The organism is Streptomyces sp. NPDC059373 (assembly GCF_042751495.1).
GTDB lineage: Bacteria > Actinomycetota > Actinomycetes > Streptomycetales > Streptomycetaceae > Actinacidiphila.
Genome location: NZ_JBHYXC010000026.1, coordinates 34,723 through 54,150, shown reverse-complemented (window position 1 = coordinate 54,150; position 19,428 = coordinate 34,723). Strand labels below are relative to the sequence as shown.

General features: G+C 70.2%; 14 protein-coding genes. 10 read left to right on the top strand and 4 right to left on the bottom strand.

The features are described from left to right. Window positions 1-66: 66 nt before the first annotated feature. Complete coding sequence (locus tag ACFXJ5_RS28515) at window positions 67-759, top strand: HAD family hydrolase (protein ID WP_384637026.1); 693 nt, start codon at window positions 67-69, stop codon at window positions 757-759. Between the two features lie 171 nt (window positions 760-930). Here ACFXJ5_RS28515 and ACFXJ5_RS28510 read toward each other — a convergent pair. Next, a protein-coding gene (locus tag ACFXJ5_RS28510) for an IS3 family transposase (RefSeq protein WP_384637023.1) occupies window positions 931-2,183 on the bottom strand; the annotation gives its coding sequence in 2 pieces (ribosomal slippage) (window positions 931-1,901 and window positions 1,901-2,183; 1,254 coding nt in all). Window positions 2,184-2,695: 512 nt separating this feature from the next. Here ACFXJ5_RS28510 and ACFXJ5_RS28505 point away from each other — a divergent pair. Then, a complete protein-coding gene (locus ACFXJ5_RS28505) occupies window positions 2,696-4,276 on the top strand; it encodes a protein kinase domain-containing protein (RefSeq protein WP_384637020.1) in 1,581 nt (526 codons plus the stop codon). Between the two features lie 363 nt (window positions 4,277-4,639). Here ACFXJ5_RS28505 and ACFXJ5_RS28500 read toward each other — a convergent pair whose 3' ends face one another. After that, entirely contained in the window at window positions 4,640-5,227 is a 588-nt protein-coding gene (locus ACFXJ5_RS28500; RefSeq protein WP_384637017.1) for a DUF6262 family protein, read from the bottom strand. Window positions 5,228-5,241: 14 nt separating this feature from the next. Between ACFXJ5_RS28500 and ACFXJ5_RS28495 the strand changes: the two genes are divergently transcribed. After that, on the top strand, window positions 5,242-5,823 hold the full coding sequence (locus ACFXJ5_RS28495; protein ID WP_384637014.1) for a transposase: 582 nt from the start codon (window positions 5,242-5,244) through the stop codon (window positions 5,821-5,823). A gap of 252 nt (window positions 5,824-6,075) precedes the next feature. Here the strand turns inward: ACFXJ5_RS28495 and ACFXJ5_RS28490 are convergent, their stop codons facing one another. Beyond that, on the bottom strand, window positions 6,076-6,666 hold the full coding sequence (locus tag ACFXJ5_RS28490; protein WP_384637011.1) for a LamG-like jellyroll fold domain-containing protein: 591 nt from the start codon (window positions 6,664-6,666) through the stop codon (window positions 6,076-6,078). Between the two features lie 85 nt (window positions 6,667-6,751). Between ACFXJ5_RS28490 and ACFXJ5_RS28485 the strand changes: the two genes are divergently transcribed. Beyond that, window positions 6,752-7,084 (top strand): hypothetical protein, encoded by a 333-nt coding sequence (locus ACFXJ5_RS28485; RefSeq protein ID WP_384637008.1) that lies wholly within the window; start codon window positions 6,752-6,754, stop codon window positions 7,082-7,084. Here the strand turns inward: ACFXJ5_RS28485 and ACFXJ5_RS28480 are convergent. Next, window positions 7,059-8,087: an ACP S-malonyltransferase gene (locus ACFXJ5_RS28480; RefSeq protein WP_384637005.1), complete on the bottom strand. Its 1,029-nt coding sequence runs from the start codon at window positions 8,085-8,087 to the stop codon at window positions 7,059-7,061. The genes ACFXJ5_RS28485 and ACFXJ5_RS28480 overlap by 26 nt on opposite strands. A 527-nt stretch (window positions 8,088-8,614) precedes the next feature. On the opposite strand from ACFXJ5_RS28480, the gene ACFXJ5_RS28475 reads away from it, so the two are divergent. From ACFXJ5_RS28475 to ACFXJ5_RS28450, 6 genes are read left to right on the top strand one after another with little or no spacing between them, the layout of a single operon-like run. Next, on the top strand, window positions 8,615-10,159 hold the full coding sequence (locus tag ACFXJ5_RS28475; RefSeq protein ID WP_384637002.1) for an acyltransferase domain-containing protein: 1,545 nt from the start codon (window positions 8,615-8,617) through the stop codon (window positions 10,157-10,159). A 32-nt stretch (window positions 10,160-10,191) separates the two neighbouring features. After that, window positions 10,192-15,795, top strand: coding sequence for an SDR family NAD(P)-dependent oxidoreductase (locus tag ACFXJ5_RS28470; RefSeq protein ID WP_384636999.1), 5,604 nt, complete (start codon window positions 10,192-10,194; stop codon window positions 15,793-15,795). After that, the gene (locus tag ACFXJ5_RS28465; RefSeq protein WP_384636997.1) at window positions 15,792-16,484 is read left to right on the top strand and encodes a 4'-phosphopantetheinyl transferase family protein; all 693 of its coding nucleotides are present in this window, start codon (window positions 15,792-15,794) and stop codon (window positions 16,482-16,484) included. The genes ACFXJ5_RS28470 and ACFXJ5_RS28465 overlap by 4 nt, the downstream gene beginning before the upstream one ends. Continuing rightward, window positions 16,481-17,017, top strand: a complete 537-nt coding sequence (locus tag ACFXJ5_RS28460) for an acyl-CoA thioesterase (protein WP_384636994.1) — start codon at window positions 16,481-16,483, stop codon at window positions 17,015-17,017. Before ACFXJ5_RS28465 ends, ACFXJ5_RS28460 begins: the two co-directional genes overlap by 4 nt. Further along, window positions 17,014-17,646: a hypothetical protein gene (locus tag ACFXJ5_RS28455; RefSeq protein ID WP_384636992.1), complete on the top strand. Its 633-nt coding sequence runs from the start codon at window positions 17,014-17,016 to the stop codon at window positions 17,644-17,646. The genes ACFXJ5_RS28460 and ACFXJ5_RS28455 overlap by 4 nt, the downstream gene beginning before the upstream one ends. Beyond that, window positions 17,643-19,043, top strand: coding sequence for an NAD(P)/FAD-dependent oxidoreductase (locus ACFXJ5_RS28450; RefSeq protein ID WP_384636990.1), 1,401 nt, complete (start codon window positions 17,643-17,645; stop codon window positions 19,041-19,043). The genes ACFXJ5_RS28455 and ACFXJ5_RS28450 overlap by 4 nt, the downstream gene beginning before the upstream one ends. The last annotated feature ends 385 nt before the right edge of the window (window positions 19,044-19,428 follow it).

The window sequence follows — 19,428 nt, the reverse complement described above, 5'->3', positions numbered from 1 at the left end:
GTCGTCTCACTCGCAAGGACGTCCGGCCCCGTGGGGACACTCTGGTCCTGTGCTTACGCTTGGAGAGTGCCGCTTATCGTGCTCTGGGACATCGACCACACCCTCATCGACAACGCCGGGGTCAGCAAAGAGATCTACGCCGCCGCGTTCACCCGTCTTGCCGGGCGACCGCCGGCACGACCCGCGCGTACGGAGGGGCGGACGGACCGTCTCATCATCGCCGACATGTTCCTCGACCACGGCCTGGAGCCGCCGGATTGGGAGGACGCCCTGTCCGCGTTGGAAGCGGCGGGGGCGGGCCGCGAGGCCGATCTGAGCCAGCGGGGCCGGGTTCTGCCCGGGGTGTACGGGGCCCTGAAGTCAGTAGCCGAGGAAGACGGCATGATCTCCTCCGTCCTCACCGGCAATATCGCCGCCAACGCGCGCGTAAAGCTCGGCGCCTTCGGCTTGGACGCTCTCCTCGACCTTGAGGTCGGAGCCTACGGTGCCGACTCAACCGACCGTGCGGCGTTGGTGGACGTTGCCCGGAGCAGGATCCGCGCTGCCTACGGCCTTCCGGACGGCGCCCCGGTGGTGCTCATCGGCGACACCCCCCGAGACGTCGATGCCGCGCTCAAGACAGGCTCGGACATCGTGGCGGTGGCCTCGGGCGTCCACAGTGCTGCCGAACTCCAGCAAGCCGGCGCCTCCTTCGTGCTCGCTGATCTGAGCGATGTGCACGCTCTGATGGATCACCTTCGGCGCCTGACTCACCCCTAAAACGTCCCAAGACGTCCTCGGGGCGTCCCCAGAGGCGGTTCTGGCGTCCCGCCTTCTGCAGCACGCTCTTCTCTCGTCGGCACCCAAGACCAGCGGGGCGCCGACACACCACCAGGCCCCTCGGCTCACTGGGACGGAGCGTGCTGAACCGTTCCGGGTTCGGTAGAGACTCTAGGTTGTGGTTGTGACCTGCAGTTTTGTGGCAGTCAGATAGTGGTGGGCTTCATATTCGGCTGGCGGGACGTGGCCTATCTCACCGTGCAGGCGGCGGAAGTTGTACCAGTCGATCCACTCCGCGGTGGCCAGTTCAACTTCGGCCAGGGTCTTCCACGGCCGTTGGGGCTTGATCAGCTCGGTCTTGTAGAGCCCGATCGTCGACTCCATGAGGGCGTTGTCGTAGGCGTCGCCGACTGGGCCGATGGAGGCCGCGATGTTCTCCCTGTCGAGGTGCTCGGCGAGCTTGAACGAGGTGTACTGGCTCCCGGCATGGGAATGGTGGACCAGTTCGCCCGGGGCGTGCGGGCGGCCGTCGCGGTCGCGTTGCCAGATTCCCATCTCAAGTGCGTCCAGGACGAGTTGGGTTTCCTTCGACGTCGAGGCAGACCAGCCGACGATGTGGCGGGAGAAGGTGTCCACGACGAACGCAACGTAGACGACGCCGGCCCAGGTGGCGATGTGGGTGAAGTCCGCGACCCAGCACCGATTGGGTGCTTGGGCAACGAAGTCGCGGTCCACCAGGTCGGGCGCCCGTGTCGCGGCCGGATTGGCGATCGTGGTGATCACCTTCTTGCCGCGGACCGCGCCGGTGATGCCGATCTCGCGCATGAGGCGCTCGACGGTGCAGCGGGCCGCCGAGTGCCCCTGCCTGTTGAGCTCGTGCCAGATCTTTCTGGCCCCGTAGACGCGGTAGTTGGCGTCGAAGATCTCCTGGATCAGGGGCTTGAGTTCCGCGTCGCGGATCTGCCGGGCCGAGGGTGTTTCCTGGCGTTTCTTGTGGGCGTAGTAGGTGGAGGGGGCGATGCTGCAGTCGTGCTCGGTGAGGACGCGGCAGATCGGCTCGACACCGCCGAAGCGGGCCCGGTACTCGTCTATGAACGCTACGAGCGTGTGTGTGGCCGGTCGAGCTCGGCCGCGAAGAAAGACGCCGCGGCTTTGAGGATGTCGTTGGCCCGCTTCAGCTCGGTGTTCTCCTTCTTCAACCGCTTCATCTCGGCCGATTCCTCCGTGCTCACCCCGGGCCGGGTGCCGACATCGACCTGGTCCTGACGCACCCACTTGCGCAGGGTCTCGGTCGAGCCGATGCCGAGCTTGGACGCGACGGCTTTCATTGCGGCCCACTCGGTGGCGTGATCCGCTCGCACTTCGGCGACCATGCGCACCGCACGTCGGCGCAGCTCAGCGGGGTAATTGGAAGGTCGTGCCATGACTCAATCCTCTCAGAGAATCGAGTCTCTATTCGACCCGGAACGGTTCAGCCCACACGACTCGCAGTATGGAGACAGAACGAAACCAACCGACCACCGAATCAAGATCTGAGGCTGGAGTACTAGCCGGGGACTACTCCAGTCGACCGAGTCGGCCACCTCGTCGCCCAGCCTTTCCTTCACCAGGCTCTCGAACTCGTGCCGATGATCCCGCAGCCACGCCAGGTACGACAGGGCCTGTGTGATGACTGCCTTCCCGTTTGAACGTTTGTATTCGAGATTACCGACCGCAGGAGCTCGGACACCGGCTCTGAACTGCGACGATTCATAGACTACATGTCCGTGATGGTTGGTGCATCTCACTCGGTGTCAGCATCCTCCTGTCCCACGAGCTTGGCCAAGGATGCCGTTGTGGACGGCACTCTGAGCCCCAGCGGTGAACACTCCATCCCCTGCTCTGATCGGCCTGGTTCTTGGCCTTGCCGCTCGTATCCTGGTTCCGAGGAACTGGCATGCCAGCATCAACGGGGGTACGCGTGGAGCGAGGCGAGACGATCGCGGGCCGGTACGAGCTGGTCAAGCGGCTCGGCCGTGGGGGTATGGGCGAGGTGTGGGCAGGGCGGGACCGTACCCTGCACCGCGACGTGGCCATTAAAATACTCGTCCCCGACAATCCGGCCTTGCAGGAGTTGTCTTGGCGGTTCGAGCGCGAAGCGGTGGCCGCCGCACAGATCAGCCATCCGAACGTCGTCGCCCTCTACGACCGCGGTGTCCACGAGGATGTTCTCTTCCTGGTCATGGAGAAGGTCGAGGGCGCCACACTCAGCGAACACATCCATGACAAGAGTCCGATGGACCCCACCAGCGCGTTGACCATCGCCCAGGGAATCTGCGCGGCCCTTATAGCCGCGCACCGGGCCGGCGTCATCCACTACGACATCAAGCCCCACAACGTGATGCTCACCGCCGACCGACAGGTAAAAGTCGTCGACTTCGGCATTGCCGGATTCATCCAGACCGCGTTCACCCTGGCTCGGTCATCGCAGCTGACTCCCGCCGGAACCATCGAGTACGGCGCACCGGAGCAGTTCCTCAGCGAACGTGGCGACGAACGCTCGGACTTGTACGCACTCGGCAGCGTGCTCTTCGCGATGCTCACCGGCCGACCCCCTTTCACCGGGCAGTACAACGCCATGGCGATCCTGCGCCGAAAACTGGACGAGGACGCTCCCCGGATCGACTCGCTCCGATCGGACCTGTCGCCCGCTCTGACCACGCTCGTCGCTGAACTTCTGGATCGTGATCCCATGCGGCGGCCTGAGTCGGCACAGAAGGTCCACGACCGCATACGGGGTCTCCAGGCGAACGTCGACAGCACCACGCCGTTGCCGCGTTCCACCGAACGCGGAGGCGTAGATGAACTCGCCCTACCAGAGTGGCTTGTAGAAACAGGCCGGGCCACGGCGGAGGGTTCCCGAACCAACGGGGTGACAGGTCGGAGCGACGCGACCGGACAAGAAGACCGCGGACCGGGCCTTGCGCCCGGGGCGCAGTCGCCCTCGACGCGGCAACTGCCCGAACCGGTCGGCCCTTTCGCTGTTTCCTGGACCGGCAAGGAGCCTCTGTCCTCCTATGCGGACAGCACGCGCGAGCGGGGGCAAAAGGGCCTCGGGATCACGACAGGGGCCCTGGGCCTGGTGTCGCTCGTGGGCTTCTACCTGCCATTTCACTATGACCCTGACGGAATAGCCCGAGACGACAGTCCGTGGGCTGGCTCCATCGTCGGCGCGACAATTTTCGCCCTGGCTGCCGTCGGCTGCGCTGTTGCAGCGATCTTTCGTGCACATCAAGAGCGTCTGGCCCAGAACAAAACGGGCTGGACACTGCACGTCGGTCCGCACGGCATCGTGACCACCGGCGCCAAGGGACGCCGCGAGTTCACCTGGGACCAGATCCAGCGCGTCACCATCGAGAGGATCGCCGCTGGAGGACCATTCGGGTACACCGGCGTCCACCTGCGGCCCGAACGGGGCGCCGGCCGACCGACGAACACGCCACCGGCGATGGCCCTACCCGCGCCTGGGAGCCTCTGAGGTGGCCAAGCAATTCGGGCTGGCAGCCTCAGAGGCTCCCAACCGATTTCCCGTCTGCATCCTCGGGCCGATGACGGAACAGCAGCGGACAGAACTCACTGAAGCCCTCGCCCGATACGGCGGCCGACGATGGAAGCCATCCAACACTACTGACCTTGAATAGGTGATGTCGTCATGGTGGGGCGGGCGCCAGCCTGGTGCCGGTGAGACAGCTGTCGAGGACGTCGTGGCGGTACTGGAGCTGGCGTAAGCCCGCCGGACTCGGCGGAACTCCGGGAAGTCGTCGAGCTTCTTCAGCGTGAGCTGGGGTCGGTGTGAAAAATAACTGTTGCTCCCCGAAAACCCCTGTTCAGCGGGACGCGATCACATCGCTGATCCCGGGTCGGCGATGCGGGCTTCAAGATCGGCGACACGGCGGTCCTGGAAGCGGAGGTTGGAGCGTGCGGCCTTGAGTCGCTCGTCGAGGGTGCGGTTGTCAGTGGTGAGCTGGCGGAGCCGTTGTTTGAGCGTGGTGTTCTCGGTGGTGATCCGCTGGATCGCTTCCTCGGTCCATTCGGCCTGCAAGTCGCGGATTTGGCCGAGGAGTTCGCCGATGCGGGTGCGCTGTGTGAGGATCTCGGCCCGGGCGGCCTTGAGCCCTTCCTCTGCGTTCAGGGCGCGTTCGCGCCAGGTCGCCTCGCGCTCGTCGTCCTGGTCGGCGAGCAACTGCGTCCGGCCTTCGCCGACATCGGCGAGCGCGGTGGCGACCGCGGCTCTGGCCTCGGTGTTGTCATAGAGGAAGGTGCGTGAGACGTCCGCTCGGCGGGCGACGGCGGCGACACTGACATGGGCTTTCTCGCGTCGGATCCGGGCGATGGCCTGGTGGACGCGCTCAAGGGCGGCTTCGGTCTTGCGTCGGCGGGCGTCCAGAGCCGCCTCGGTGCGGGGTTCGGGAACGGTGGCGGTGTTCATACAGCTTCCTGTTCGTGGTCGTCGCCGTCGGCTGTGCACGTATCTCTGTACTCGTCCGGCTCGTCGCTGCCCGCGTCGGCGAGGTCGGCGGCGCGGAAAGCGGTGGACCACACGCGGTGGAAGTAGTCCTGATTCCGTTGGCGAAGTCGCTGAGGGTGGTTGTGGGACATTGGTGGCGCTCGTCTGCCAGGGGTGAGCGTGGCCTGTGTTGGGGGCCGACTGTGTTGCGGCCGGTGGGTGTGGGGGAGGTCCCGGAGGACACGGCTTCGCTGGCTTGGCGGGTGCATCCGCGGGGGACCGATGAGATGCGGGTCCGGGACGCCTTGGGTCCGTTGTTCACTGATGAGGATTTCATGTCCGGCGAGTTCGAGGGCATGTACTCCTCGCTCGGGCAGCCGGGTCTGTCTCCGGCATTCCTCCTGGTCGTGACCATCTTGCAGTTTCGGCACAACCTCGCCGACCGTGAGGCTGCCCAGGCGGTCGCGGACCGGATCTCCTGGAAATACGCGCTCGGCCTCGGGCTGGACTACGCGGGCTTCGATTCGACCTACGCATTACTGTGCGTCGGTCGCCGGTTGTCTCGCGGGAACGGCTAGCGGAACTTGTTGGTGGTTTAGCCCTTTGACCTGGGACTTCTTGGCATTGAGTTGCTCTTGGTGGCGCGTTGAATGGGACGCGGGTTGGTCAGGGGAGCGCGAGGGGAGCGCATTGGCACAGCCTGAGCGCGGCGGGTGGTCTGCCTGGAGCGCATCCGAGTGCCGCAAACGGCCCTCACTGACGCTTGCGGAAACGGTGGAGGGATGGTTCCAATCCGGCTGTCGGCAGGAGCCGTGCCTTCTGGGACCGGGTCACGGGAGGGGATCTGCTTGCTCCGCGTTTGTCGTGACTCGACAAGTTAGCCGCCGCACCCCGGCCCCCGCGCCCTCGCCGGCCGTCTGTCGAGGTCTGGGGCCTGCGGGTCCTCTGACCGCGCCATGGGTCGGGCCCGTCCCGGGGGCGCGGCCGGGACGGGCCTGGGGGAGATGGCTGCGTGCCTCAGTCGAGTTGGACGGCCTTGGGGTGTCGCCGATGGCTGAGGCGTCGGCGGGGGCAGGGCGGTGGGGTAGAGGCGGACGTTGCTGATCGAGGCGTTGGCGTAGTCGAGGTAGCCGCTGCTGACGCTGCGGCCGATCTGGAGGGGCCGGTGGCGTTCCAGGGGGTGTAGAGGTCCAGGCTTGTGTGCCGGTGAGTTTGCCGTTGACGTGAAGGCGTCGTTCCTGGGCGGGAGCGTCGTAGACGCCTACCAGGTGGGTCCATTGGCCTGTGCTGGGGGTTTGGTGCCGGAGGCGGCTCGCCAGGGGTCGCCCGGCGATGTCGGCGCTGCGTCCGAAGGCCCAGGCCTGGACGGTGTAGGAGTAGTACAGCTGGAGGCCGGGGCCGTAGTTGGAGGAGCGTTCCACTGCATGTCGGGCGGTTCTATAGCTATTTCAAACCAGACGGACTCCAGGTATCAGAATATGCCGTACCCCAGCGGAAGCCGTCCGGGTGCCCGAGGAGATCACCTTCGCCACCAAGCCCGGGCCGGGCATCGAGATGCTGTGCGGCGCCATCGAGTGCGACCTGCCCTTTGCCTGGGTGGCGGCCAACGCCGACTACCGGCTACGGCAAGGACCCCATCCTGCGCCTTCCTGCACGAGCGTGCCCTGCCCTACGTGCTTGGGGGTACCGGTCACGCCGCCGGTGGCCGGCCCGCCCCCCAGGCCGTACCAGCGCGCCGTCGCACAGGCCGGCGACCTGCTGCACTACGCGATCGTTCGTGACATGCCCAGCACCCTCTGGCCGGGGTTGTTGGTCATGACGAGGTTCGCGGTCGTGTAGGCGAGGGACCAGGAGTTTCGCACTGGACCGGGCCAATACCCGGCGCTTGGCGCGTACCGTCGACCGTCAGTGCGTCCAGGACCTGCCTGGCGTCGTGCGCCCCGTAGGGCGGGCCCACCACCTTGACGCCACGGGGGAGGCAGTCAGCGGTGAGCCCGGCGAGCATCGGGCGCACTCCGACCTCGATGAATGTTCCGGCCTCCTCGTCATCATGGAGGATCCGTACCGCCTCGACGTGGTGCACGGGGTCGGTCAGGCTTTGCACGATGGTCGTCCGCGCGTCGCGCTCGTCCCGCACGAAGCGCAAGGCGACAGGGGAGAACAGGCGGGTGTTTGGGGCGTGGACCGTGAAGTCCTCCATGACGGCGGCCAGACGGTGACCGGCCCGGGCCAGCATCGGGTTGTGACGCGGGTGCGGCACCAGGAGCCGTGTCACCCGCAGACGCATGGCCCGCGCCAGGGATTCCAGCGCGTCCAGGTCCCGGGTACGACCCGAAACAACAGTCTGTCCAGGGGAGTTGAAGACGGAGAGTTGCAGCGTGCGACCGCCCGCCGCCCGGCACAGGTCGGCCGCGCGCCAAGCGTCCGCCATCAGCACGGTCAGGCCGCCGCCGGCCCCTTCTCCCAGTTCCTCGATGGCCTCCTCGCGTTCGCACAGCAGGCGCACCGCGTCGTAGACGGACAGGCAGCCCGCCGCCGCCAGGGCCGTGTACTCCCCCTCGCTGTGGCCGAGGAGAATGTCACCGGTGACGCCCCTGGCGCGCAGGGCAGCGTACAGCGCCGCGGAAACGGCGAACGTGGCGACGTGCATAAGCACGGTCGAGCGCGCCAGGTCCTCGAAGGCGGGCCCCTGTGAGTCGGTGAGCGCACCGGACAGCGGTCCGTGCCCGTACGTCCGCAGAGCAGCGTCGGTCTCGTCCAGGACCCCCCGCACCTCCGGCACACGACCAGGCAACCCCCCGAGCGCTCCCGGCACATAGTCGCCGTAGCCCGGGAATTCCATTACCGAGAGGTTGCGCACGACCACCTCTTTTTCTCGAACGCCGCATCAGTTACGGAATGCTCCCCGGCTTTCCTTGATCAGATTCGACGGACCACGTCGACATTATCGCGCATTGATGAGGAGCAGCGCTCCGGTCGCTCCATGATTTCCACGGTCGGCAATTCTAGGGACAGCAAAGGCCGAACAATCAAGGACGAGCCAGGAAGTCGACTGGGTTCCGCGCGGACCCCTCCCGCTTTATGGCAGATGCATGACATCGACCGGACACCCGGGAGGGCCATCCGGCCCGAAACAGGGGCGCAGGGGCGCGAATTAACGCAAGTTCTGGCGCACGGCGGAGCACAGGAATCTCCGAAACTGTCACGTCGGTACATCCGTGCGCTGGGCGCACGTCCACGCAACTCGTTGCCCCTGAGCGCCATTGACTGGATCACGCGGCGTGCTATTGCCTTGTCCCGCCAAGAGAGCAGAAACGTTTCTTCCTGCCCTCTGTCGCCCCTGATCCACGGAGGCACCCCATGGCGTACATGGCGATACAGTTCCCGGGGCTCGGCGGCTACGCGCCCGGTACCTTGCAGCATCTGGCCGCGACCGAGCACCGGGTGACCGAGCTGCTGCGCGAGGTGGACCGGGCGGCTCGTGCGTACGGGGTTCCGCCGGTGTCCGTCCCGCTCACCGACCCCGAAGGGCCGGAGATCGAGGAACTCGCCCAGACACCCACCCGGCTGCACCTGGCCTCGCTCGCCACGGGGCTCGCCCTGCACGGGGAGCTGGTAGCGCACGGCCGTCCCGGTGACGTTGTGATCGGCCACAGCACCGGGGAACTCACCGCGCTGGCCGCAGCCGGCTGTCTGTCCGCGTACGACGCCGCCCGTGTGCTCTGCGAGCGTGAAATCGCCCTGGCCGAGGGTGACTTCGCCGGCGGGCTCACGGCTCTGCGGGTCGGCGCGCAGCGGGCCGGGCATCTTTGCGGGGCCGTCGGCGGCTGGTCGCTGCAGCCCTCGCTGTTCAACGCGCCCCAGCAGACCGTGGTGTCCGGCAACGCCGAAGAGCTCGCCCGCCTGGAGAAGGCGGCGCGTGCGCTGGGCATCCAGGCCACCCGGCTGCTCGTGGTGTACCCGCATCACAATCCCCTGCTGGCCGGGGCGGCCCGGCAGGTGGCCGAGGCCACGGCCGCCTACCGCGTCGAGGAGCCGCGCACACGTGTCTTCTCCCCGCTGCTGGGACGCCAGGTGCGCACGGTCGAGGACGTACGGCGCGTCATCAACCGGCACCTGACCGATCCGGTCGACTACGTGCGGGCCATAAGGGAGTTGCACGCCCATCACCAGGTGGGCGTCTTCCTGGAGGCGGGGCCCCGGCCGCTGCTGACCCAGTGCGCCGTCGAATGCCTGCCGCCGGACGCCGAGTTGATCGGCCCGCCGCCCGGGAGCACGGACGGGCTGAAGATCCTGGACGCGCTGCTGCAGTCCGGCGGCCACTTGGCGCCGGACGCGCCGCCGGCCGCCGTCGCGGCTCCGGCAGGGCGGACCGCGGTCACCTCTCCGCGTCCGCGCCCGGTGGTCGCCGAGGACCCTGCACCGGTCACCGCCCGCTCCGTGTCGGCACCCGCTCCCGCACCGGGGGCCGTGTCCCTCCGGGAGGCCGCCCACACTGCTCCGGCGGTTCGGTGGGACGCGCCGGCGACCGGGACCGTCCCCGCTCAGGAGGCCGGTGACGCCCCGCAGTCCCTTTCCCTCGGGGAACGGGCCCCGGCCGATTCCGCCCCCGCCTCCTCCGGCGCTCTGCCCGAATACGGTGCGCTTGTCGACGAGTTGCGCTCGACGTTCGCCGAGGCCCTGGGCTATCCGGAGGACGTCTTCACCGACGACGCCCATCTGGAAGCCGACCTCGGCATCGCCTCGGTCAAGAAGACCGAGCTGCTGGTCGCGTTGCTCGACCGGTACGACCTGCCGACCCCGCCCGCGGACCTCCGTATCCGTGACTACAACACGCTTCCCAAACTCGCCGATCTCATGATCATGCTCGCCGCCGACGGCCAGGACTCCGAAGCGCGTGGCGGCGCCACGTGAGGGGGGACTTGGCCGGCCGGACGGTCATGGTCGTGGGTGAGGGGCACGGGATCGGGCGAGCCGTCGCCCTCGGCTGCGCGCGACGCGGTGCGCATGTGGTCCTGGCGTACGGTGGCGGACTGGAGGACGCCGAGCAGACCCTCGCCGAGGTGCACGCCGAGGGCGGATCGGGCCAGTGCGCGGGAGACATGGGGCAGACCAGGAGTGGCGTCCGCACGCTCTTCGCCTCCGTCGGCGAGTCGGGCCGCCGCCTGGACGCGCTGGTCACCTGCGCCGTCGGCGCTGCGGCTGACGGCGCGTCGCGAGTTGGTGCCGATTCCCCTGCCGACTGGGTGCGCTGGTGCCACGAGGCCGCCGCACCGCTCATGGCCGACCGCACCGGAACCCTGGTCGACATCACGGTCCCCTGTGCGGTGAGTTCGGTACCGCTGCGGGTGCGGACGGAGACGGTCATGGACGCGGGCACCGGCGCGGGCGGCCACGGGTTCGCCACCCGCCTGGCCGACGTCGTCGCGCTCCTCACCCCGGCGCCGGAACCCGCCCCTGCCCCGGCAGAGGCAGGCCCCTCCGGGGCGTCCCGGGCGGTCGCGGTGGTGGGCATGGGGATGGTCGTTCCGGGCGCCAACAGTCCGGAGGAGTTCTGGGGCGTCCTCAACCAGGACCAGAACGTGTTCGGTGAACCCGGCCACTTCTCCTTGGAACACTGGTACGCGCCGGACGAGAAGGCCGAGGACAAGTCGTACATCCGGGCCGCGGGATACCCGCACGCCGTGCCCGTACACCCGGACGACGAAGGCACCGCCGTCCGACTGGACGGCACCGGCCTGATGCTGCGCCGCTGCCTGCGGCAGTCGCTGGACGGAGTCACCCGCGACGAGACGGACCGGATGGGCGCCTACATCGCCGTGCCGCCCGGAAGCCTCGCCCTCGAAGAGGCCACGCTGCGGGCGACGGCCGACGCCGCCACGGACACCGAGGACGAGGCGCAGCCCCTGCGCGAACTGCTCACCGCCCGCTACCCGCACACTCCGCAACACCCCCGTGCGGCCTTCGCCGACCGGATGATCCGGGACGCGGGCGCGGGGCTGCTGCCCGAGGGCAGCGAGTTCCAGGCGGTCGATGCCGCCTGCTCCTCCTCCCTGTACGCCGTCGATCTGGCGGTCAAGGCCCTGCTGGCCGGGGAACGGGACCTGGTGCTGTGCGGCGGTGCGAACACCGGGCCGCGCCGCGACCTCGTGCTGTTCTCCAAGGCGCAGGGATTCTCCCGCAGCGGCCAGGTACGGGCGTTCGACGCGGACGCCGACGGAGTCCTCTTCTCGGACGCGGCCGTCGTCGTCGCGCTCAAGCGTCTCGACCGGGCTCTGGCGGACGGCGACGAGATCCTCGGCCTGCTCGGCGGCTTCGGGGCCTCCGTCGACGGAAGTGGAAGCGTCGTGGCGCCCGACCCGGAGGGGCAGAAGCTGTCGGTGCTGCGTGCCCGCGGCGTGGGCGGCCTGAAACCCGCTGATGTCGACTGGATCGTGGGGCACGGCACCGGCAGCCGGGTCGGCGACACCGCCGAACTCGAGGGGCTTGCCGAACTCGCCGGAGACGCCCACCATCTGATCACCTCGAACAAGCCGCTGGTCGGGCACGGCGCATGGGCTGCGGGCGCGGTCTCCCTCGTCCACGTCCTGCTCGCGCTGCGGCACGGAAGCATCCCGGCAGAGCGTTACTTCTCCCGCCTGCCGGACGGCGTACGCGCCGGGAACCTCACAGTTCCGACCGTCGACACCCCATGGCTGTCGCGAGCCGGCCGTATCCGTACGGCCGGCATCTGCGCCTACGGCCTCGGCGGCGGAAACGCCCACCTCGTCGTGCACGGCCCCGAGGCGGCGCACGGTTCCCCACCGCCCGCCGGCGCGGCACCAGGAGAGACCCGGCAAGACAGCCCCGGGACCGCCGCCGATCCGGCGGTCCTGGTGGGCTGGAGCACCCACCTGCCCGGTGAGCCGTCCGACCAGGACATCGTGGACTGGCTGCGCGGCCGGGGGCCCGTGCCCGCCGCCGTATTCGGCGAGGACTATCCGCTGCCGCCCTTCCGGCAGCTGCGGATGCCCCCGGTCAGCGCGCGCAGCATCGACCGTACGCATCTGATGGCGATCTCGGCCACGGCACGGTTCGCCGCCGGGCACGGCGAGTTGTGGGAGCCGTACCGGGACACCACCGGGGTGTTCACCGGCCACGCAGGACCCACCCGTGCCATGACCGAGTACACCGTCCGCGTCGCCGCCGACGACCTACTGGCAGCCGCCGACGCCGCGCGCGGAACCAGGAGCGGCGATCGACTGCGCGGGTACCTGGACCGGTTGCGCGTGCGGCTGCCCGCGGCGAACGACGCGAGCATGCCGGGCCAACTCGCCAACATGATCTCCTGCCAGATTGCCAACCGGCACCAGCTGCACGGCCTGGCACTCGCCCTCGACGCCGGGCACTCCTCCACCCAGGCCGCCCTGCACACGGCCTGCCGCTACCTCGCCTCCGGGGAGCTGGACATGGCCCTGGTGCTGGGCACCGCCGGCCACACCGGCCCGCTGGCCGAGGCGCTGACCGGCAGCCGGGCAGGGCAGCTGGCGGAGGGCGCCGTCCTGCTGGTGCTCACCCGCAAGTCGCGTGCCGAGCAGCACGGTTGGCCCGTACTCGCCGAACTGCGGACCGTGGCCCCAGGCGCCATCGGCACAGCCCCGGAGGAGGTCCCGGAGATCGGACTCTCCGAGGACACACCCGACTACCAGGGCGCGGAGGGCGCCCTCGCCGTCCTGCGCGCGGTGTACGCGGGCATGCCCGCTGCCGCCGTACGCAACCGGGACCCGGGACCACGTGTCGTGGTGACCCCCGTGTCGGTGCCCACGTCCCCTCGGGACACGGCCGTACGGGAGGAGGCGTTCGCGGTCACGACGACGGAACGGCCCACTCCTGTACGGGGAAAGACGAATCCTGCTGTACGCGACGGCATACCCCCGGCCGCACAGGACGAAATGCCGCCGGTCGCGGGAGAAGAGACACCCGCTACCGCACACGAAGGGGCAACCCCACGGGCGAAACACGCGGAAGTGACCCAGGCCGCACAGGGCATGACACCCGCCGGGCCCGGCTCCGGGCCGACTCTCGTTTCTCGCTCCGTCATCGCGTACCGACGCCGCGACGCCGTCCCGGTCGAGCTCTCGTCACCCGGTTCGGCGGCAGACACCGCGATCCGTCCCGGCACGTTGATCCTCGTCGACTCGGCCACCCTGGCCCGGTCACTGACGCCCCTGGCCCGCCGGCACGGCGCCCGGATCGTCAGCACCGATCCCGGCACCGCGCGGGACGAGGTCGTTACGCTCGCAGGGCCAGGGGCGGAGGAAGCAGCCGTCGCCGAAGCCGTACGGGATGCCCGCAGGGCGGCAGGACGCTGCGGCGATCTGCTCGTCGTCGCCTCGGTCCGACGCCCCGAGTGCGTCTGGCCCGCGCCGCCGCCCCCGTCGCTGCTGAGTCTGCAGGAGTGCGTCCTGCTTGCGGTCCGCGAGCTGCACCCCGAGGCGGCAGGATCAGTCGTTGCACTGCTGCTCGACCCGTTGCGCGGCCACACCACCCACCCCCATCTCACGCTGCTCACCGGCTTCCTGCGCAGCCTCGCCCTGGAACTGCCATGCCCGGTTAGCGCCGTGGTCAGCGACGCCGGTCTTGAGTCCGGGCTCGCGCAGGTCGCCACCGAGCGGACCGCGCGCCGCGACCGGACCATCGTCCAGTACCGGCAGGGCCTGCGGTACGCCGAGGTGGCCTGTGACGCCCCGCTGCCCGCTGGTCGCCGCACTGCGCCACCGCCACTGGACCGGAACTTCGTGGTGGTCGCGACCGGCGGCGCCCGTGGCGCCACCGCGGCGTGCCTTCTCGCGCTGGCGCGCCGGGCGAGGCCCCGGATCTGGCTCCTGGGCACCACCTCGGAGGGGGATGTTCCGGCAGAGCTGCTCGACACCCCCGACGACCGGCTCACCGAGGCCCGCCGCGCCTGGCTGGCGCGCGAGCTGCGCACCGGCGCGGGCCTCACGGTCGCCGCGCTCAACCGGCGCTTCGACGCGCTTCTGCGCTCTCGCGAAATTCAGCTGACTCTCCGCGCCCTGCGCGCACTGTGCGGCGCAGACCGCGTCCACTACCTGGTATGCGACCTGCGCGACCGCGACCAGGTCGTACGGGCGGCCCGGCGCGTCCACGAGCAGGACGGCTCCGTGGACCTGCTTATCCACGGAGCCGGGCAGATCCGGTCGGCCGCCGCCACGGACAAGACGCTGGACGACTTCCGCACGGTACGCGACACCAAGGTCGCCGGATACCACCACCTGAAGGAGGCGTTCGCCGACCCGGCACCACGCCTGTGGTGCAGCTTCGGGTCCGCGAGCGGACTGACCGGCTACGCGGGCGACACCGACTACGCGGCAGCCAACGAGTACCTGCTCGCAGCCGCGCGCGCCGATCAGCACCTGTCGGCAGGTAAGTCCACGACGGACGAGGTGACGATCGGCTGGGGTCTGTGGCGGGACACCGGCATGGTCAAGCACCTCGCCGGCGGCATCGCCCGGCGCCTGGGCACCGACGGTATGAGCAACGCCGAGGGGGCCGACGCCTTCCTCGCCGAACTCGCCTCCCCCCGTCCCCTCGACCCCGCACCCCTGCTCGGGCTGCGGCAGGGCTGGAGCACCGGCGGCGCACCGGCGTTCGCCCCGGATCCGCCGCCCGAGGGCGGGCTGCTCGGCCCGCCCGACCACGTCACCGCCATCGACGCCCGGTGGACCTGGCGACCGGACCCTCGCCGCGACACCCATCTCGCCGAACACCTCGTCGACGGGCGTCCGTTGCTGCCCGCCGTGATGATGCTCGCCCTGGCCGCAGAAGCGGCCCGGCAGCTGCTGCCCGGCACGGACGTGACCGGCTTCCGGGACATGGCCATCCAAGACCCCCTCTACACCGACCCGAAGGGCGCCGAGGCCGTGTGCCACATCACGGCCGGCGTGACAGGGCCGGGGCGCGTTCGGGTCGAGCTCCGTTCCGACCTTGTCGCGCGCACCGGCCGGGTGCTACTGCGGGGACGCCCGCACTGCCGCGTCGGCGTCGTTCTCGGCGAGCGGCCCGCAGCACCCGCCGTACAGGCCCCGCCTCCGCAGCCGCCCATGGAGGAGTGCCCGAGCGCCCGCCCCGACTGCTCGGTCCAGCTCTCCGGGGTCTGGCGGACCAATCTGCGCCCCTGCGCGGGCCCCGAGGGCAGCGAGGCGCTCTGGCTGCCCCGGCTCGAACCCGACGGAATCTTCGCGCGCCTCACCGTACCGGCCCTGCTCATCGACTCCACCGCCCGCCTGTTCCGCTACGTGCCGCAGCCAGGAGGCGGCCACGTCATGGGCGTACCCGTCGCCATCGCCCGCATCGACCTGTTCACCGGCTCCACCGACACCGAACTCCTCCGCGACCATCCCGAGGGCCTGCACCTGTGGTTCCGGACCGAGGACGACCGCGCGGTGGCAGCAACCCGCAACGGCGAGGTCCAACTGGCCGTCACCGGGCTCGACATGCGCGTCACCGACCAGCTCCCGGCGGCGGTCGGCTACCCGGAGTGGCGGCCATGACGCGCCCCGCCCCCACCGCCGACGTGTTCTGGCTCCGCCTCGACCGGCCGGCCGACCGCTGGTGGCCGCTGCTCGACGCGGTCGAGCGACAGCGGGCCTGCGCCCTGCCCACCACGCTGCTGCGGCGGCGCTTCGTGGTCCGCCGAGCCCTGGTCAAGCAGGCCATCGCGCTCCGCACCGGACTGCCGGTGCAGGGGGTGACCATCAGCACGGACCGGTACGGCCGACCGGAGCTGGCCGGGCATCCGCGCACCCGGTTCAGCGTCTCCCACTGCGGGCCGCTCGCAGTCCTCGCGATGACCGGGGACGGGTCACCGGTGGGCGTGGACGTCGAACGTGTCCGCGCGGACCGGGCCACCGGACGCATGCTGCGCTACGCCCTCACGCCGCGTGAGCGGGCCGCCGTGACCGGGCTCGCCCCGCGCGAGCGGCCCCTTGCGTTCCACGCCGTGTGGACGGCGAAGGAGGCCGTCGCCAAGGCCACCGGGCGAGGTGTGGCCCGCTGCTTCACCGAGGTCGACGTCGACCTGGCCACGCCGACCGACGGTCCGTGCCAAAAGTACGGCTCGTGCCTGGCGTACGACCTGACGGCCCCGCCGGCCGCCTGGCCGGTCACCCGCCCCGCCCCGCCCCGCACGGGGTACGCGACCGCCCTCGTCACCCTGCCCGCCCCGGGAGAAACCCCATGACGCATCGAGACAGCGTGACCCGCCGCGGCGGAACAACGACCGGCACCGGCAACCGGACGGACACACCCGAGCGCTGGTTCACGCTGGAACACACCGTCACCGCCGGCGACACCAGCGCCGTCGGCCCCGTCTACTACGCCCGCCTCATCGACTGGCAGGGCCGCTGCCGCGAGCAGGCCGGAATCCTCACCGCGCCCATGTTCAGCAGCGACATCTCCGGCGACTACGCCATGCTCACCCAGTCCTGCTCCTGCGAATACCTCAAAGAGCTCTGGTACGGCGACCGGGTCGCGATCCGGCTCACCGTCCCCTGGGCACGCATGCACCTGATGAAGGCGGAGTTCCAGTACCACCGCATCACCGAGCCGGGCCAGGAGGAGGGCGAACTCGTCGCCCGAGGAGAGCAGATGTGGGCCAGCGCCCACCGACGTGGTGACCACTACGAGCCCGGTCCCTGGCCGGCAGAGATCATCCAAAGCGCCATAATGCTCGGCGCCGACATCAGCCGCGCCCAGGTCGAGGACCAGCCGTGAGCGGGCACGCGGTGGTCCTCGGCTGCGGCATCGCCGGACTGACCGCCGCCGCGGCACTCGCCCCGCACATGGACGCGGTAACGATCGTCGAGCGCGACAGGCTGACCGATGGGCCCGCCGAACGCAGAGGCGTACCGCACGGCCGTCATCTGCACGGCCTGCTCTCGACGGGTGTCCGCGCCATGGACGCCCTGCTGCCCGGCACCCTGCAGGCCCTCCTCGCCGCCGGCGCGCAGCGCATCCCGCTGTCGGACGGGGCTCTGCTGTCCGGACCGCCCGGCTGGATGCGCCCGGCCCCGACCCGGCACTTCGTCATCGGCGCGAGCCGCCCACTGGTGGAGTTCACCCTGCGCATCGTGCAAAGCCTCACAGCCCCTGTGCACCACATCGCCTCGGTCCGGGCCCTCTGCGACGACGAGAACGCCAGAACGTTCGTCGAGGTCGGGGTGCGCCCCATGTTCACTGGGCTCACCGCTGCCTGCCTGCCCCGTGACGCGACGATGGCGGTCCCGCCCTACCGGGCCACGGACGCCGACCAGGTGGCCGCAGCCCTGGCGGCGGACAGGAGCCCTCGGACAGCACCCGCCGCAGCGCCCCGCGGGCTGAATCGAGGAGTGCAGCAGCCATGACCGCCCAGGTGATCGTACTGGGGTGCGGTATCGCCGGACTGACGGCCGCCGCCGCACTGGCCTCCCACGGCGCACAGGTCACCGTCCTCGACCGGGACCGGCCGCCCGCCGGTCCGGCCCCGCGTGCCGGCGTACCCCAGGGACGCCATCTGCACGGACTGCTGTCCAGCGGCGCCGAGGCCATGGATGCCCTGCTGCCGGGGACCATGGCCGACCTGTACTCCCACGGCGCCCACCGCATCGGACTGCCGCACCAGACGCAGATCTACGGCCCGCACGGCTGGATGCACCCCTTCCCCACCCGGCACTACCTCGTGGGAGCCACCCGGCCCCTGATCGAGCACACCTTGCGCACCCACCTCACCCCACAGGTCCGCTTCCTGCCGGCCACCGAGGCCGTCGGCCTGCTCGGCTCCGCCGGACGGGTCACCGGAGTACTCACCCGCAGCCGCCCCGATGGGGCGGAGAGCACACTGGCCGCGACCCTCGTGGTCGATGCCACCGGCCGCTCCACCCGAACCCCACGCTGGCTCACCGGACTCGGCCTGCCCCCTGTGCGCACCACCGTGGTCGACTCCCAGCTCGCCTACGCCAGCCGGCTGCTCCGGCCGACCGCAGCGCAGCCCCTGCCCGACTGCGTCACCATCCAGCCCGACCCGCGGTGCGGCCAGCCTGGGCGGGGAGGCTTCTTCCTGCGCGTGGAGAACGGCTGCTGGATGGTCACCCTCTCCGGCACCCTCGGCGCGCACCCGCCGACCGACGATGCGGGATTCCGCCGCTTCGCCTCCTCCCTGCGCCACCCCCTGATCGCCGAACTCCTCGACCGGACCGAACCGGCCGGCCGGACCGTGGCCCACCGCAACACCGCCAACCGCCGCCACCACTACGACCGGGCCCCGGCCTGGCCGGCCGGACTCCTCGTGATCGGCGACGCCGCCACCACGTTCAACCCGCTGTACGGACAAGGCATGAGCGTCGCCGCGCACAGTGCGCTCGCCCTGCGCCAGGCACTGCGGACCACCGGACTGCGCGCACTCACGTCGCCGACCGAATGCCACCGCATCCAGCAGACCGTGTGCCGCACCGCAGACCTGCCATGGCTGCTGTGCACCACCGAGGACATCCGCTACCCCGGCGCCACCGGTCCCCGCCCCGGGCCGGCCGTTCGCCTCGCCCAGTACGCCGCCGACCGGTTGCGCACCGCCGCCACCACCCGGCCCGCCGCCTCCGCTGCGTTCTTCGCGGCGGTCGCCCTGTCCGCACCTGCGCACCGACTGGCCACTCCCGCCGCTCTGTGGGACGTCCTGCTCGGTCCCGGTGCACCACCCCGCCATCACCCGGTCCCAGAACCGCACCCAGATCATGCTGCCCATTCCGCCACGAGGGAACAACTGTGATCCGCGCTGCGCGCCCACCCCGCCACACCGCCGCCGACCGGCCGACGGCGCACCAAAGTCCGCCCCGTCCTGCTGTGGGATGCGGTCGGCATTCTCGCCGTCGTGGTGCAATCCACCGTCCTCACCCCCGGGACCGCCGACGAAAAACCGCGCGTCACCGGCAACGGGAACAGCACCGTCTCCAACTCGTGGGTCATGGCGCTCTGGGCATGGGCAGCGGTCTGCGCGGTCCGCATCGTGCGGGTCGCCAACCTGGTGATCCGGGCCTGCCGTCACGCGCGCCCGCGTCGCCTTCGACGCGGCGCTGTTCGCCGGATCCGTACTCGCCGGCCGGTAGGTCCCGGTTGCAGCCGGGACCGCGGGCGCCAACTGGCAGCCCTCGTGT